The organism is Rhodobacter sp. P1_C2 (genome assembly GCF_056406375.1).
In genome coordinates, this window is sequence record NZ_JBFUAG010000015.1 from 89,449 (window position 1) to 103,577 (window position 14,129).

The window sequence follows — 14,129 nt, forward strand, 5'->3', positions numbered from 1 at the left end:
GAAATGCCCGGTCGCCAGGGCGTTTCCGGCGACCGGATCTCGGTTTCAGGTGAGGGTCACCTTGGCAAAGGGCCCGGGACCGAACCTTGTGGAGACCTGGGCCACGGCCAGCGTCACCCCTGCCGTCGCCCCATCCTCTGCCTGCATCGCGGGCGTATAGGCCCAAGTCTGGGGGGTGACATATTCCTGGCGCAACTGGGTGGCGCCTTGCCAAACCTCGATCTGGTAGATCTCGCTGTCCTCGCCCAGGGGCACGTCCAGACCCAGCCAGCTGTCGCCATCAATCCGGGTGCGCCGGATCCAGGACAGGACCACCGTGCCGCCCAGGGCCCCGGACGCGTCGAGATGCGAGACGGAATAGGGCCGCAAGCCGATGCCGTTGAAGGCAAGCGTCTCGGCCACGACGCGCGGATCGGCATAGCCGCGATCCGTCTGCCCGACCCGGTAATTCCGGCTCAACCCGCGGGCCGAGGCGGAGAGGTCGATCTGCGGCACGGCGCGGTCGAGGAGGACGAAATAGCTGCCCACCGGCCAGGTGGCGGGCATCACCCCGTCGCTGCCGGCCTGGCCGCGCAGCCTCAGCCGCAGCTCATAGGTGCGCGGGCCGACCAGATCGGCCTGCATGAACTGGAAAACCTCCCAGCTTTCGGTCGAGCCATCGCCAATCACCGCGACATTGGCCCCGTTGAGCACATCGCTTTCGCTGGCCGAGGACAGCTGCCCGCTCGACAGACGCACCCGCAGCGCCGGGCCCATGTCCCACAGGCCCGAGGGATAGGCCGTCATCGCGGTCTGCGTCACGCCCAGCACCGCGGGGATCTCGATCTCGCGGTTCAGGGTGAAACCGGCATCGCTGCTGGAGCTCCAGACCCCGACACGACCCGGCCAGGGGTTGGCGGTCGTGGCGATATGCGGCGATTGCGGGTCTTCGCTGCCGGTGAGGAGCGGCAGATCCATGAACAGCGGAAAGACCGGCATCGTCACGGCGGGAGAGGCGCGCAGCGTCCGCAGGTCGATGTCATCGGCGGGCAGATAGGCGCCCGGTTCGACCCGGATCGCATCGACCAGCAGGGCATCGCCGTTTTCCAGACGGTCGATGCGGTAGCTGACCCCGTCCAGATCGAGAACATCACCCGCCCCCAGCGCCAGCGCTGATTTCGGCAGGGCAAAGCGCACCGCATCCCGCGCCACCCGCGCCTCGACCAGCCAGCGTTCGGCCACGGCGCGCGCCTCGGCATTGGTCAGCTGCAGCGACACCTCGCTTTGCGCGACGGCGGGCGAGGTTTCATCCGGAAAGACCGCTTCGGCGGTGTGGATCTCGAAATCGCTCTCGGCCTCGACATAGGTAAGCCGGATGCGGCCGGAGGTCTCGGCCTCCGCCCCGCGCGAGGTTTCGACGCCGCCGGCAATCTCGGGGACAAGGGCGAAACGCTCCGCAGGCCAGGAGGCATCGGCCACCCCATCTCGGATGGTAAAGCGCAAGACCCCCTCCCGCTCGGCCACGTCCAGCGCGTAAGAGGTCATCAGGGGTTGCAAGGCGCTGCGGGCCGAGCCGGTCTCGCTCACCACATAACCGCGCACCACGCCATAGGCCAAATCGGTGTCGGTCCCATCGGCCAGCCCCGCATCGGTGCAAATATCTGCGATGACGGCGGCGAGCGGCTGGCTGGAGCTGCGCCCGTTCAGCCAATGGCCGCGGAAGTAATTGTCACCATCGCTCCAGGCCTGCTGGTTTCCGGGAAACTCGGGGAAGGGGCGCGCATCCCAGGCCCAGACATGGCTGCGGGCAAGGTCGATCATCGATCCGGCATAAAGTGTCGCCGCCGGGTTATGCGCCGGATCGGACCAGTAGCCATACATGGCGCGCAGATACTGCATCTGGATGAAGTCATCGCGCCGCCCGTTCGAGGCCCGCGGCAGCCCCGATTCCGATGAGCGCACGTCGAGAAACCGGTTCGGCTCGTTGCTGCCCTTGTCGAGCGCGGCACAGCCGTATTCGGTGAAGCGGATCGGCTTGGAACCGGGCACCCAGGCCGAGGCCGCCGCCTGCCTTACGCCTGCGATGCGGTTGTGATGCGTATGGCTCCACCAGCCGGCCAGATCCTTGCTGCGATAGACCCAGGGCTCGCCATAGGTCGGGTCCTGGATCGGGCGGCGCAGCTGGCTTTGCACGCCGACCGGCGAGTCGTAGTACCAGTCATAGCCCTCGCCACCCGCGACATTGGCCTTGAGATAGTCCAGATTGTAGATCGACCCCCAGGAGGCATCGGCATGGGTCGTGCCATCACGCCAATCCGACAGCGGCATGTAATTGTCGACGCCGACGAAGTCGATATTGGCATCCGCCCAGAGCGGATCGAGGTGGAAATAGAGGTTGCCGTCCGCCTGATAGCCGAAATACTCCGACCAGTCCGCCGCATAGCTGATCTTGGTCGAAGCCCCCAGAATGCCGCGCACATCCGCCGCCAGCGCCTTCAAGGCGGAGACCATCGGAAAGCTGTCGCCAGCCCCGCGGATCTGGGTCAGGCCGCGCAGCTCTGACCCGATGCAGAAGGCATCGACGCCGCCGGCCAGGGCGCAAAGCTTGGCATAATGCAGGATGAAGCGGCGAAAGCTCCATTCCTCCGGTCCGGAATAGACCACCTCGCCCGAGGTGATCGCGAAGTGCGAAGGCAGCGCCGTGCCCATGAAGCTTGCGACCTCGGTGGCAGCCGGGGCGCTGCGATCCGGGCTGCCCGAACGGCCGGGCGCCTCGGAGAGGGTGATCCTGCCGCGCCAGGGCAAGGCCGGTTGGCTCGTGGCGTCAGACCAGGGATCGGCCAGCGTGTTTCCCGCCATCTGATCCATCAGGATGAAGGGATAGAACATCACCTCCTTACCCGCGGCGCGGATCGCGGTGATCGCCTCGATCACCGATCGGTCGGTCGGCGTGCCGCCATAGATGGCGCTGCCATCCACCGCCGGCACGACCTGCGCCAGGCCCCGCGTCAGACCGGAGACCTTCCAGGGCATCTCCTCGGCTTCCGTCAGGTTCTGATCCACCTTGGGCCGGATCGCGCAAAGCCCGCAGCGCAGGTCGCTGCCGAACCAGCTGGTGACCAGCGAGACCGAACCGACCCTGGGCAATTCCTCGCCCAGCTGGGTCAAAGACATGGCGAAATCGGCCTTGCCTTCCACCGTATGGACATTGGCGGAGCGGCTGACACCGGGACCGTCGTTGAAGGTGACCGGAGTCGTTGCCAGCGCATATTCCCCGGTGCCCGGGATCAGAGCCACGGCCTGCACCACATGCGCGATGTCGCCACCGCTTACAGCGTCGGGCACCCGGCGCAGCACCTCGAAGGTGAACTGCGGCACCCGGTTGCCAAAGCGCGAAAGGTCCAGATCCTCGATCACCACATAGGCGATGCCGCGATAGCTGGGCGCAAGGCCCGCGCCTTCGACCGCCTCGATCTTGGGGTCGGGCAGCTGGGTCTCGCTGCCGGGATAGAAGCGCAGGTCCATGCTGGAGACGGCAAGCTCGATCCCATCCGCCCAGACCCGGCCCAGGCGTTGCGCCTCGCCCTGGCAGAGCGCAATGGCCAGGCTGATCGAATAGCTGAAACTGGTGACCGATGGCTGGGGGGCGCCCTTGCCCCCGCCGCTGCGATTGGCGTTTTCCAGGAATCGCGTGGCCCAGATCACCTGCCCCGCCACCCGCATCCGCCCCCAGACCCGCGCCACCGGGGCGCCGTCACTGGCGCCGGTCAGTTGAAAGCGTTCGACCCTGCCCGTCTCGATCGGCTCGGAACCCGCGCCCAGGATGCGCTGGTCGATCGAGCGGCCGATCGTGGCGCCCACCGCCCGGCCGATCACCGCGCCGGACAGGCCCAGAATGGTGCCGCCAAAGCCGGAGCCGATCGCAGCCCCCGCCGCCGACAGAAGGATGGTGGCCATGCGTCATGCTCCTTTGGGAAACTCGAAACGGCCGGCGATCCGCCGGGCCCAGGGCGCCGAAAGGGCGTTTTCGACCACACCATGCCCGGTATAGGCGTGGATGAAGGTGGGATGCGCGCCGGTTGCGGCGACGATGCCCACATGTTTGGCCACGAAGCCCTGCCGCATCCGAAAGACGATGACATCGCCCGGATCGACCGCCCCTTGCGGCTTTTCGATCAGCCAGAGCCGGGCCGCGGCCAGCATCGTCTCGCAGGCCGTGGGTTCGGACCAGTCCTGCGTATAGGCCGGCACGGCCTGCGGCTCGGCGCCATAAAGCGCCCGCCAGACGCCGCGCAACAGGCCCAGACAATCGGTGCCCGCGCCACAGAGCGAGGCCTGATGCAGATAGGGCGTGCCGATCCAGCGCCGGGCTTCGGCGACAGCCTCCAAAGCTTTGCTCATTTGAACAGGCTTCCCCCGTCGTTGGCCTGGCCCGACACCGGATAGGAGGTCACCCAATCCTCGCCCGGAATATGAGGGAATCCGCGGAAGTTGGCGAAATTGCTGAACTTCGTCTGACAGGTGGCGGACACCTTGTCGCAACCGGCCTCCAGCCGGATCATGTCTCCGACGACGGGGGCATCCGGGAAATCCACCCAAAGCTCGACCCTGCGCGAGAGGCCGTTCTGCCGGTCGAACTTGACCAGACCGATCAGCCCCGCCGCTGCCCCGGTCTGCACCCGGGCACGGCCACGCTGAAACCAGGCATCGGCAATCCCGCTCTGGGTCGCGATCCGGTAGACTCCCGGCGCATCGATGGCGAGGATCGCGGTCGTCACGGAAAACCCGGTCCGGTTCAGATCGAAGCCGCAGCGCCCGTCCCCCAGCACCGCCGAACAGGTCTTCTGATAGGCCAGCCCCTGCACTTGGTTCAGCGTTTCGGACAACCCGCGCAGCTCGGCCCGGAAGGACCCTGCAGAGCGGGTCACCTCGCCGAAAAAGCCGCGAAACTGCAGGATGCGCTGGCTGATATCCTGCCAGTTCACCAGCCAGTTCTGCACCTCGGCCCCGTCAAAGCGGCCCGCCAGCAGATCGGCCTCGCTGACCGAGGCGTCGCTGAGCGCCCCCAGCGCCTCGGTATTGTCCACCGAGAGCCCGGTGCTTTGCTGCAGGGCGCGGGCCGTCATGCCGCTGGCCGCCTTGAAGGTGATGCCGTCGAAGGCCAGGTCGCGGTCATGATCGGTAAAGCCGAGCAGGGTGCCATCCTTGCGGGAGACCGACCAGCATTGGCAGACCGTGGTCGCACCGGTGGCAAGGTGGCTCAGAAGAGCGTCGCGTCCCGTGGTCACAGCCGCACCTCGATCACCGGTACGGCGGGAATTTCGCCGGCATGGAAGGTCGCGACCGAGGTGTTGATCCGGTCGGTGTCAAAACGCACCGGCACGTCGAACTCGCAGCCCGCGGTGACCGAAAGCCCGTTGCCCGGCGGCAGGTTGAAGGTGATCAGCCCGGTGGTCGTATCGACGTTGAAATCGGTCCCCAGAACCCGCGCCACGCCATTGACCGCGACCTGGACCGAGCCCGCCACCGGTTTCACGAGGGTACGGGTGTAAGTCTGGCTGCCCGAACTATAGGCCTTGATCAGCTGGAAACTGGTCCTGACCCCATTGCCAAGACCCAGCATCTGATCCGTCGCACTGACCGAGGCCGAGGGGCGGCAGGTCTTGTAATCGCTCCAGTCCTTCCAGCGAAAGCCGTGCAGTTGGCCGGACCGCGCCTCGAAAAAGGCGATCAGCACCTCCAGATCGTCGAGCGAGCGCATGCCCGCCCCCGCGTCATAGCGGCGGCGCGAATCCTGCCAGGGCGAATTGCGCTCTTCAAAGCCGTTGACCAGCGTGACGATCTCGGTCCGCCGCTCCGGCCCGCCGGAGGAGCCGAAGCTTTGTTTGATCGGGTATCTTACCTCGTGAAAGCTCATGTCCTGTCCTCAGCGGTTGCGCTGGCCACGGGCAAGCGCCCGCATGGCCTGGGCTGCGATCTGGCTTTGGCTGCGTTGAAAGCCTGCGACATCGGGGGTGGAGATGTTCATCACCACCGTCACGCCCTGCCCGCCCCCGGCGGCGCGCACCCCAAGCTTGCCATCCGGGCCGCGGGTCAAGGGCATGATCGCCTCCGGCCCCGCCTCGCCCATCAGCCCGCTGCCGCCCCGCATCGGAAAGGCGGTGGGCGAGGCGACCACGCCGCCCTGGGCAAAGGGCATCACCCTGCCCTGCACGAAGGCCCCGCCATTGGCAAAGCCCAACCCTTTGCCCAGGACCGAGTTGAGCCCTCCGGCCAAAAGCCCGCCCACGGCATTGGTCACCGGCTTCAGCGCAGTGTTGAACACGGTATCCGCCATGCTCTTGGCAATGCCGCGCAGGGCATCGCTCAGCTTCATCCCGTCGAAGACCACGCCGTCAAAGGCCCGCCGCAAGCCGCCGCTGAACCCCAAAGCCAAGGAGTTCACCTCGCGCCCGGTGAAGACGAGGCTGTCCTGCATCCTGCTCAGTTCCGTTTCAAAGCTGGAAACCAGGCCGACCGTGCCACCCAGCGTGGCTTCAAGGGCGGCGATCTGGTCCGTCAGATCCGCGATATCCGTCATCGGCTTTTGCCTTTCTGCCATCGGGGAAAGCGGCCGCCAGCTCTTCCAGCCGCGCCCGCGTCAGCGCCGGGGCGGTGTTTTCCGCCCCCAGCATGATTTTGAGCTCGATGGGCGTCAGGCGCCAAAAGGCCTCGGGCGTCAGGCGCAGCTCGTAAAGCCCCGCCCGCAGAAGGCCCGACCAGTCGATCCGGCTCATGTCTCGCCCGGCACCGCGAAGGCCCGCGCCAGCAGAAGGGCCGCCGCCTGCGCCGCCATCAAGGGGCCGCCGCCGATCTCGACCCGCAGAAGGTCTGCCGCCGTACCCTGCCAGCCGCCGCCGCGCAGCCCCGCCACCACCAGCGCCAGCACATCGCGGGTGGAAAAGCGCTGCGCCTCGAACCGGCTGATCAGATCGACCAGCGAGCCGGTTTCCAGCGCCGCTTCCAGCTCGGCCAGGGCGCCGAGCGTCAGCTTGGCCACATGCGGCACCCCGTCGAGGCTCAGCGTGACTTCGCCCGCATAAGGGTTGCCCATCAGATCGCCGTGAAGGTCAGGGACCCGGCCGAGGCCAGCGACATGTCATAGGTCGCCTCGCCGTTGTAAGTGCCGGCATATTCGATCGAGGTGATCTGGAAGGCGCCCTGCACGATGCCGAAACTGGGGATCACCACCTGAAACTGCGGCATCTCGGCGTCAAAGAAGATCTGCCGCGCCCGCGCATCGGTGTTGGCGTCACGAAAGACGCCCGAGCCGGAAATCGCCGCCGACTTCACCCCGGCCCCGGCGAGCAGCTCACGCCAGCCGCCCGCGCTTTCCAGCGTCGTCACATCCACCGTCTCGGCGTTGAAGTTCAGCCGGGTTGCGCGCAGGCCCGCCACGGTGACAAAGCTTCCGGTGCCGGTCTGGTCGACCTTGATCAGCAGGTCCTTGCCGTTCTGCACAGCCATCTTCACTCTCCATCTGGAAAAGGTTGCCCGGGGCCCGACAGCGGGCCCTCAAAAGTCGATCCGTGCCCGGAAGGTCAGATCAATCCGCCGATTGTCGCCGACGTTCAGCCGCTTGGCGGACGCCCGCACGAAGGTCAGGTCCACCAGACTGCCGGTGGTCAGCGTCAAGCTCGCGCCCACCAGCGCCTCCGAGACGCGCGCCGCCGCCGTCTTGGCCGGCATGAAGCCCTGGGCGTCGCTGATGACCGAGATCTGGAACAGATGCTCCGCCCCCGCGGCCGTTTTGTCGCTCTGGTCGTTCACGGTTTCCGGGCCAAGCAGGATGAAGGTCCCCCGCCCGGTCTGCGCGGGCAAGGCATCCACCACCGAAACGCCGGTCAGGGCCGACCATCCGGTCAGGCGCTGATAGACCGCCGCCTGCAAGGCGGCCGCTGCGGCATAGCTCATTGCGGCACCTCTTCCTGGGCAAAGCAGGTCAGATACAGGCCCGAGGCATCGCGTTCGGTCACCGCCTTGATCAGGAAGACCCGCGTGCCATCGGTCAGCCTTTGGTCAGGGCGCGGCCGGGCGGGAGAGCCGATCGGCGCCCCATGCACCGTGATCCGGTAGGGCACGCGCGAGAGGCTGACCTCGACCCCCGCCGTATCGCTGCCGGCGCCCGGCACGACCTCGGCCCAGAGGATGCCCTGCTGGACCCAGGCGAGGGTGAAGCCCCCGGCGCCATCGGCCACCTGGCTCGGGCTTTCCAGCGCCAGCCGGCGGTTGAGTTTCACCGTCATGCCGCCCCCCCGCCCAGCACGCGCACCGTGCGCCAGCGCTCGATCAGCGCCTGCACCGGGGCGGGAAGTCCGGCGGGCACGCCGCTGAAATCATTGCGCTGTTCGTAATACTGACCCGCTAGCAGAAAGACCGCCTGTTGCAGATCCTGCGGCACAGCCGTCCAGGCCGCGCCGAACCCGGCATCGAACAGCACCTCGATCCGGCCATCGCTCGGCACATTGGGGAAGAGATAGCCGACCGCGGCGAGCTTCGGGCGCTGCAGATCCACCACCAGCCGATAGGTCGAGGCGGCCAGCACCGTCGCCACATTGGCCGCATTGTACAGAGTCACCGAGACGATCGCGGCCACCGGCGCCAGCGGCAGCGCCTGTTCGGACTTGTCGCGCCAATCCTCCAAGACCAGCTTGAAGCGTCGCTGCATCAGCGCCTTGCCGGTCCGCCCCTCGATGGCGGCCAGCGCGGCGCGCAGGTAACTTTCGATCAGGCTGTCCTGCATGTTGCCATCCGAAAAGCCGGTGCCCAGCCGCAGGTGATCCTTCAGCGCCTGCACCGGCAGCGCGGCGCTCGAGACACTGGTTTCTTCGGTCAACATCATGGTTCTCTCCAAACTTGCGCCGTAAGGGACGCGCGCCGGGCCCTCTTCTGCCCGGCGCACGCTCAAAGCCCCGGCCCTTAGGCCGGGCGGTGCGCCTTACGACACCGCAACCTTCAGAAGCTTGATCGCGGCATAGTCGGTGATGTCGCCGCCGACGCGCTTGGAGGCGTAGAACAGCACGTTGGGCTTGGCCGAGAAGGGATCGCGCAAGATGCGCAGATCCGGGCGCTCGGCGATCGTGTAGCCGGCGTTGAAATCGCCGAAGGCGATCGGATAGGCGTTGGCGGCGATATCCGGCATGTCCTCCAGGATCACGACGCGGTACCCCATCAGGGTCGAGGGCTGACCGGCCTGCAAGCCGTCCATCCACATGAAGCGCCCGGTCGAGTCCTTGATCTTGCGGACCGCCCCGGCGGTCTTGGAGTTCATGATGAAGGTCGCATTGGCACGGTAATCCGCCGGCAGCGAATAGATCAGCGTCACGATGCAGTCGATCGGGTTGGTGGTGGCAAAGTCCGCCGTGGCCCCGGTCGGGATATAGCCGAGGCTGCCCCAGGTCCAGGAGGCATTGGCCACCTTGGACGGCAGCATGATGCCTTTGGGCTGGTCGGTGCCGGTGCCGTTCACGAAGGCCGAGGCCTCGGCGCGGATGAAGCGGGTGGCGATCTTCTGGCTCAGCCAGGCTTCCACGTCGAAAGCCGCATCGTCCAGCAGTCGCTGGCTGGCCTTGGGCATGGCCGACAGGTCGTTCAGCTTGATCGAGATCCGGTTGATGTTCGGCGTGGTGCTTTCCGCAACCGCCGAGGCTTCTGCCTGCCAGGCCGAGCCCACGTCGGAATTGTCGACGATCACGTCATAGGACGTCGCATCGATCTGCACCACATTGGCCAAGGCCCGCAGCGAGGTGGTCGAGGCCAGCATCGACTGGATCATCTCGGACATCTGCGGGTTCAGAAGGTAACCACCGTCCGAGTTCACCGCCGTCGACATGGCCTTGCCTTCCAGCGTCAGGCCGCGCAACCCGTCATCGTCGCCGGTGCGCAGATAGGCGGCCATCGCCTTCTTGTGGGGCAGGTCCATCTCGGCGGCAGCCGAAAGCGTGGGGCGGGCATAGGTCATGGTCTTGCGGTCCAACATGGTCAGTCGCTCTTCCTGTTTTTGAAAGGAGGTTTTCACTTCGTCCTGAAAGCCCTTGAAGGCATTCAGAAATCCGGCCATCGCGGATTTCACTTCCGCACTGGGGTGGGCAGAGGACACATCTTCCCCGGCCCGAGCCTTGGTCTCGGTCATATCGTCTTCCTCAGGTTGGTCGTGAAAGGCCGCGCTACCTGCGCCCGGCCAGGGAGAGGCGGGCGTCGTCGAAAGCCGCCGCCAGTTCGGCCCAGATATCCGCACCAAGGGACTCGCCCTTGGCCGCCACCCGGGCTTCGGGAAGCATCGGGAAGGTCACCAGAGAGACCTCCCAAAGCTCCAGCTCGGACAAGAGGCGCTGCCCCTTGCCGTCGCGTTCCGCCTTGACGGTGCGGTAGCCGATCGACAGCCCGTCGATCGCCCCCGCCGTCAGCAGGGCCGCCGCCTCGCGGCCCTTTTCGATCTCGGTCAGGATGCGGCCCTTGACGTAAAGGCCGGTGGCATCCTCGCGCACCTCGTCCCAGACGCCGATCGGCTGGGTCGGGTCATGTTGCCACAGCATCTTGATGCCGCGCCCTGCCGCGGCCATGGCGCGCAGGCTTACAGCGTAAGCCCCCTTCTGCACGGTATCGCCGCCCTGATCCTTGCGGCCAAACAGGCTCGCATAGCCCGAGATCACCGTGCCATCGGTCACCTGCAGGGCAGGCCCCTCCGGCTGGTGAAATTTGCGCTCGGGCGCGCCCGGTATCATCCACATCCGATCCCTCATTTTGTTGCCGCCGCGATGAGAGCCTCGGCCATCTGGCTCAGCAGAAAGGCCGCGACACCGTAAACCCCGATCCAGATCCGCTTCTCCAGCCGCTCCAGAACGGAATCGATCTGCATGAGCCGGAAGTCGAGCGCCGCCCAACGCTCCTCGGCCACGCGTTCATTGGCTTCCAGCCGGGCCGAAGTCGGATCGAAGCTGTCGTAGAGAAACCTCGACCCCTCAGGCGCGCGCCGGCTGGTCATGCCCCGCCACCAGCCTCCAGGGGCGGCAGGCCCAGAAGCACGCGCTTCTCGTCCGCCGTCAGGAAGTCCGCCGCCCCCACCCGCGCCCAAAGCTGGTCGCGTTCGGCCGAAAGCGCCGGCACCTGTTCGAGGTCAGGCCGCAGTTCGATCTGCTCGCCGGTGAAGGTCGAAAGCCACTGGCTCAGCGCCGCCGTGACCCGCGTGGCGAGCGGCAGCACCGTCAGCCGGAAGAACGCCCGGTTCGCCTCCTGGTAATTGGCGTAAGTCGCATCCCCCGGAATCCCGATCAGCATCGGCGGCACGCCATAGGCAATCGCGATCTCCCGCGCCGCCGCCTGCTTGGTCTCGTGAAACTCCATGTCCGAGGGCGAGAACCCCATCGGCTTCCAGTCCAGCCCGCCTTCCAGAAGCATCGGCCGCCCGGCATTGCGCGCGCCCTGATGATGCGCCTCGATCTCGCCCACCAGCCGGTCATATTGATCGGCCGAGAGCGTCCCGGCCCCATCCGCACCCTTGTAGACCATCGCCCCCGAGGGCCGCGCCGCATTGTCGAGCAAGGCTTTCGACCAGGCCGAGGCAGAGCCATGCACATCCACTGCCACCGCCGCCGCCTGCATCGGCGACAGGCCGTAATGGTCGTCCTGCGGGTTGAAATTCTTGATGTGGCAGATCGGCGAGAAGGCCTCGCCAACGCTGAAACGGTGGGTGCGCCCGCCCACGACATAGTCATAGGCCACGGGCCAGCCATCCGCCCCCGGCACCACGTTCATCCGGTCCGAGCGCAGGACATGCAGCTCCCCCGGCAGGCTCCCCGCCCCCGGCACCGCCTCGACATAGGCGTTCCCGGTCAACAGCAGAAAGCCATAGATCGCCTCGAACAGCTCGGCCCGCCCTTGCGCGCCATTGGGCTGGCGGATCAGGTCCAACAAGGGATGCAGGTCATAGCGCCGCCCGGAATCCTGCAGGATCAGCGGCAAGGCCGCCGCCGCCTCGGCAATCACCTTGACGGCGCGAAAGCCGATCGGGTTGCCAAGGAAGCCGGTCTTGATCAGGCTCACCGCATCGCGCGGGCTCCAGGCCACCCGCCCCGAAGAGCCCCAGGCCACCACCCGCCCGACGGCAGAGGCCTTTTTCTCCGCCGCCAGACCCGCCGCCATTTCCGGCACCGCCCCCGGCGTGCGCCGCAGGAAATCGAAGACCATTCTGCCTCTCCTTTGTTCCGTTCGGGCAAGAGCCTGCCCGCCGCAAAGGCCAAGGCCTGCGGCATCACCGTCCACCGCGCCAGGGCACGGTCTTCCATTTCATTGGTCCATAAATATCCCGGGGGTGCGGGGGCTGGCCCCCGCTCTACGCCCGGTGCGGGGGCTCGCCCCCGCCGCCAGCCCTTCTAAAGCGACCGCATCTGCGGGCGCCGCACCATCTGCGCCGCATCAAGGATCAGGTCGGTCAGGGCCCAGACCAGGGCATCCATCCGGTCGGGCGAGCCCTTGCCCTGAAAGCCCATCCTCGTCATCTGGCACATTTGCTCTTCCAGCTGGCCCAGACCCCGCACATGCGACACCCGCCCCTGTTCGTACAAGGCCGCCACCGGCTCGGCCCGCACCAGCTTGCCCTTGGTCGCCGTCACCCGACGGAAAGGCACCAGCGGATCGACCGAGCGGACCACCTGTTCGACCATGTCGCCGCCCTGGTTGACCTCGACCACCATCCGGTCAGCCTTGTGGCGGTCCATCGCCGCCACCGCCGCGCGGGCCCACTGGTCGGGCGAGGCGCCCTTGACCGAGGCATCCTCCAGCACCACCGCGCGCCAATCCTGCGGCGGGCCCTCGGTGAAGGCCCCCACCACCACGATGCCGCACTCGTCCGAGCCCTTGTTGCCCGTCACCGGCGGATCGACCGCCACGACGATCCGGCTCAGCGGCGGGATCTTGTCGACCCGGTGATCATCCAGCGCCATCCGGCTCCAGAGCGCGCCATCGAGGTCCTCGACCAGCTGCCCATCCAGTTCCTGCAACCCGATGCTCTGCCCGGCATAGCGCGCCGTGACCTCCTCGAGGAAGGATTTCGCGAGGTAGGCCTTGTTGGCCGCGGTCGGCGCATGGGTCGTCACCGTCGACGGGTTCTTCAGAATCGCCTTCAGCACCTCGACATTCTGCGGCGTGGTCGTGACCACCTGCTGGGGATGATCGCCAAGCCGCAAGGCGAATTGCAGCATGTCCCAGGTGTCCTGACCCTTCTTCCACTTGGCCAGTTCGTCCACCCAGGCCGCATCGAACTGCGGCCCGCGAAGCGAGTCCGGGTCATGCGCCGAAAAGACCTGCGCCACCGCGCCATTCGGCCAGGTCAGTTGCCGCCGCGTGCCGTTCCACTCCGGTTTGCGGTCGGGGGGCGAGCAGGCGAGGATGCCGCTGTCGCCAAAGACCATGACCTCGCGGACCTGGTCCACCGTCTCGCCAACCAGCGCCACACGGCGGGCGCGGCCCGGATCACCCGGCAGCGCGCCCTCGACCTGCGACCTGACCCATTCCGCCCCGGCCCTTGTCTTGCCCGCCCCGCGGCCGCCCATGATGACCCAGGTCTTCCAGACCCCATCGGGCGGGAGTTGATGCGGCAGGGCCCAGAATTCGAACATCCAGGGCAGCGCCAGAAAGGCATTCTCGCTCAGGCCGCCCAGAAAGGCATCAACCTGGTCCTGCGTCGCGGAGGCGAGCCAGCCTGCGCCCGATCTCATCCCTTGCGGCGTGAAAGTCGAGCGCTCGGGTTCCGACAGTCCCGGCAACCTGTTTGCGGAGTTTATCAAAACGGCTCCTCTCTTCCTGAACCAGTTCGAAAGCGTCTTTGACGGTGCGGGTCAAAGCCGGCGTGGCCTTGGCCTCTTCCAGTTTGCCAGCCCTGATCTTCTGCACGGCGCGGGCCAGTTCCTCGGCCGCCTCGCGCAGCAGGCTTTCCGTGAATTCCGTCAGATCGACGGGTGCCTCATCCCCAGCGGAGAAATGTATGGTCATGCCTGCTCAACCCTGCCCCTCCGGTTGGCCGGGAAATGAAAAAGCGGCCACCGGGTCGCCCCTGTGCCGCTTGCTCACCTCTTCCAGCATGTAAAATGTATAGCTTGGACCGTTCGCAAAGT

At 66.7% G+C, this 14,129-nt stretch carries 17 protein-coding genes; all 17 read right to left on the reverse strand.

What is annotated here, in order from left to right; translation table 11 throughout:
- Positions 1-45 precede the first annotated feature (45 nt).
- Positions 46-3,936 carry a baseplate multidomain protein megatron gene (locus tag AC1DZT_RS21360; protein ID WP_478008674.1) on the reverse strand — a complete coding sequence of 1,297 codons (3,891 nt, stop codon included), beginning with the start codon at positions 3,934-3,936 and terminating at the stop codon, positions 46-48.
- 3 nt (positions 3,937-3,939) lie between these two features.
- Positions 3,940-4,380 carry an NlpC/P60 family protein gene (locus tag AC1DZT_RS21365; RefSeq protein WP_478008675.1) on the reverse strand — a complete coding sequence of 147 codons (441 nt, stop codon included), beginning with the start codon at positions 4,378-4,380 and terminating at the stop codon, positions 3,940-3,942.
- Positions 4,377-5,267 carry a DUF2163 domain-containing protein gene (locus AC1DZT_RS21370; protein WP_478008676.1) on the reverse strand — a complete coding sequence of 297 codons (891 nt, stop codon included), beginning with the start codon at positions 5,265-5,267 and terminating at the stop codon, positions 4,377-4,379. The genes AC1DZT_RS21365 and AC1DZT_RS21370 overlap by 4 nt, the downstream gene beginning before the upstream one ends.
- Complete coding sequence (locus tag AC1DZT_RS21375) at positions 5,264-5,896, reverse strand: phage distal tail protein, Rcc01695 family (RefSeq protein ID WP_478008677.1); 633 nt, start codon at positions 5,894-5,896, stop codon at positions 5,264-5,266. Before AC1DZT_RS21375 ends, AC1DZT_RS21370 begins: the two co-directional genes overlap by 4 nt.
- A 9-nt stretch (positions 5,897-5,905) precedes the next feature.
- On the reverse strand, positions 5,906-6,559 hold the full coding sequence (locus AC1DZT_RS21380; protein WP_478008678.1) for a phage tail tape measure protein: 654 nt from the start codon (positions 6,557-6,559) through the stop codon (positions 5,906-5,908).
- Complete coding sequence (locus AC1DZT_RS21385; protein ID WP_478008679.1) at positions 6,516-6,755, reverse strand: rcc01693 family protein; 240 nt, start codon at positions 6,753-6,755, stop codon at positions 6,516-6,518. Before AC1DZT_RS21385 ends, AC1DZT_RS21380 begins: the two co-directional genes overlap by 44 nt.
- Positions 6,752-7,072, reverse strand: coding sequence for a gene transfer agent family protein (locus AC1DZT_RS21390; protein WP_478008680.1), 321 nt, complete (start codon positions 7,070-7,072; stop codon positions 6,752-6,754). Before AC1DZT_RS21390 ends, AC1DZT_RS21385 begins: the two co-directional genes overlap by 4 nt.
- Complete coding sequence (locus tag AC1DZT_RS21395) at positions 7,072-7,485, reverse strand: phage major tail protein, TP901-1 family (protein ID WP_478008681.1); 414 nt, start codon at positions 7,483-7,485, stop codon at positions 7,072-7,074. Before AC1DZT_RS21395 ends, AC1DZT_RS21390 begins: the two co-directional genes overlap by 1 nt.
- Positions 7,486-7,533: 48 nt before the next feature.
- Positions 7,534-7,932 (reverse strand): DUF3168 domain-containing protein, encoded by a 399-nt coding sequence (locus AC1DZT_RS21400; protein ID WP_478008682.1) that lies wholly within the window; start codon positions 7,930-7,932, stop codon positions 7,534-7,536.
- A complete protein-coding gene (locus AC1DZT_RS21405; RefSeq protein WP_478008683.1) occupies positions 7,929-8,264 on the reverse strand; it encodes a head-tail adaptor protein in 336 nt (111 codons plus the stop codon). The genes AC1DZT_RS21400 and AC1DZT_RS21405 overlap by 4 nt, the downstream gene beginning before the upstream one ends.
- Positions 8,261-8,860: a head-tail connector protein gene (locus AC1DZT_RS21410; protein ID WP_478008684.1), complete on the reverse strand. Its 600-nt coding sequence runs from the start codon at positions 8,858-8,860 to the stop codon at positions 8,261-8,263. The genes AC1DZT_RS21405 and AC1DZT_RS21410 overlap by 4 nt, the downstream gene beginning before the upstream one ends.
- 96 nt (positions 8,861-8,956) lie before the next feature.
- Complete coding sequence (locus AC1DZT_RS21415; RefSeq protein WP_478008685.1) at positions 8,957-10,150, reverse strand: phage major capsid protein; 1,194 nt, start codon at positions 10,148-10,150, stop codon at positions 8,957-8,959.
- A 34-nt stretch (positions 10,151-10,184) separates the two neighbouring features.
- Positions 10,185-10,742, reverse strand: coding sequence for an HK97 family phage prohead protease (locus tag AC1DZT_RS21420; RefSeq protein WP_478008732.1), 558 nt, complete (start codon positions 10,740-10,742; stop codon positions 10,185-10,187).
- Positions 10,743-10,756: 14 nt separating this feature from the next.
- Entirely contained in the window at positions 10,757-11,002 is a 246-nt protein-coding gene (locus AC1DZT_RS21425) for a GTA head formation protein, RCAP_rcc01685 family (RefSeq protein ID WP_478008686.1), read from the reverse strand.
- Positions 10,999-12,204: a phage portal protein gene (locus AC1DZT_RS21430; protein ID WP_478008687.1), complete on the reverse strand. Its 1,206-nt coding sequence runs from the start codon at positions 12,202-12,204 to the stop codon at positions 10,999-11,001. Before AC1DZT_RS21430 ends, AC1DZT_RS21425 begins: the two co-directional genes overlap by 4 nt.
- A gap of 185 nt (positions 12,205-12,389) precedes the next feature.
- Entirely contained in the window at positions 12,390-13,733 is a 1,344-nt protein-coding gene (locus AC1DZT_RS21435; protein WP_478008688.1) for a DNA-packaging protein, read from the reverse strand.
- Positions 13,684-14,007, reverse strand: a complete 324-nt coding sequence (locus AC1DZT_RS21440) for a hypothetical protein (RefSeq protein ID WP_478008689.1) — start codon at positions 14,005-14,007, stop codon at positions 13,684-13,686. Before AC1DZT_RS21440 ends, AC1DZT_RS21435 begins: the two co-directional genes overlap by 50 nt.
- Between the last annotated feature and the right edge of the window lie 122 nt (positions 14,008-14,129).

What these genes read in the sequence shown, in the direction of transcription:
- AC1DZT_RS21360 (WP_478008674.1), bottom strand. Translation starts at nt 3,936, where the DNA reads ATGGCCACCATCCTTCTGTCGGCGGCGGGGGCTGCGATCGGCTCCGGC.
- AC1DZT_RS21365 (WP_478008675.1), bottom strand. Translation starts at nt 4,380, where the DNA reads ATGAGCAAAGCTTTGGAGGCTGTCGCCGAAGCCCGGCGCTGGATCGGC.
- AC1DZT_RS21375 (WP_478008677.1), bottom strand. Translation starts at nt 5,896, where the DNA reads ATGAGCTTTCACGAGGTAAGATACCCGATCAAACAAAGCTTCGGCTCC.
- AC1DZT_RS21380 (WP_478008678.1), bottom strand. Translation starts at nt 6,559, where the DNA reads ATGACGGATATCGCGGATCTGACGGACCAGATCGCCGCCCTTGAAGCC.
- AC1DZT_RS21385 (WP_478008679.1), bottom strand. Translation starts at nt 6,755, where the DNA reads ATGAGCCGGATCGACTGGTCGGGCCTTCTGCGGGCGGGGCTTTACGAG.
- AC1DZT_RS21390 (WP_478008680.1), bottom strand. Translation starts at nt 7,072, where the DNA reads ATGGGCAACCCTTATGCGGGCGAAGTCACGCTGAGCCTCGACGGGGTG.
- AC1DZT_RS21395 (WP_478008681.1), bottom strand. Translation starts at nt 7,485, where the DNA reads ATGGCTGTGCAGAACGGCAAGGACCTGCTGATCAAGGTCGACCAGACC.
- AC1DZT_RS21400 (WP_478008682.1), bottom strand. Translation starts at nt 7,932, where the DNA reads ATGAGCTATGCCGCAGCGGCCGCCTTGCAGGCGGCGGTCTATCAGCGC.
- AC1DZT_RS21405 (WP_478008683.1), bottom strand. Translation starts at nt 8,264, where the DNA reads ATGACGGTGAAACTCAACCGCCGGCTGGCGCTGGAAAGCCCGAGCCAG.
- AC1DZT_RS21410 (WP_478008684.1), bottom strand. Translation starts at nt 8,860, where the DNA reads ATGATGTTGACCGAAGAAACCAGTGTCTCGAGCGCCGCGCTGCCGGTG.
- AC1DZT_RS21415 (WP_478008685.1), bottom strand. Translation starts at nt 10,150, where the DNA reads ATGACCGAGACCAAGGCTCGGGCCGGGGAAGATGTGTCCTCTGCCCAC.
- AC1DZT_RS21420 (WP_478008732.1), bottom strand. Translation starts at nt 10,742, where the DNA reads ATGATACCGGGCGCGCCCGAGCGCAAATTTCACCAGCCGGAGGGGCCT.
- AC1DZT_RS21425 (WP_478008686.1), bottom strand. Translation starts at nt 11,002, where the DNA reads ATGACCAGCCGGCGCGCGCCTGAGGGGTCGAGGTTTCTCTACGACAGC.
- AC1DZT_RS21430 (WP_478008687.1), bottom strand. Translation starts at nt 12,204, where the DNA reads ATGGTCTTCGATTTCCTGCGGCGCACGCCGGGGGCGGTGCCGGAAATG.
- AC1DZT_RS21435 (WP_478008688.1), bottom strand. Translation starts at nt 13,733, where the DNA reads ATGAGATCGGGCGCAGGCTGGCTCGCCTCCGCGACGCAGGACCAGGTT.
- AC1DZT_RS21440 (WP_478008689.1), bottom strand. Translation starts at nt 14,007, where the DNA reads ATGACCATACATTTCTCCGCTGGGGATGAGGCACCCGTCGATCTGACG.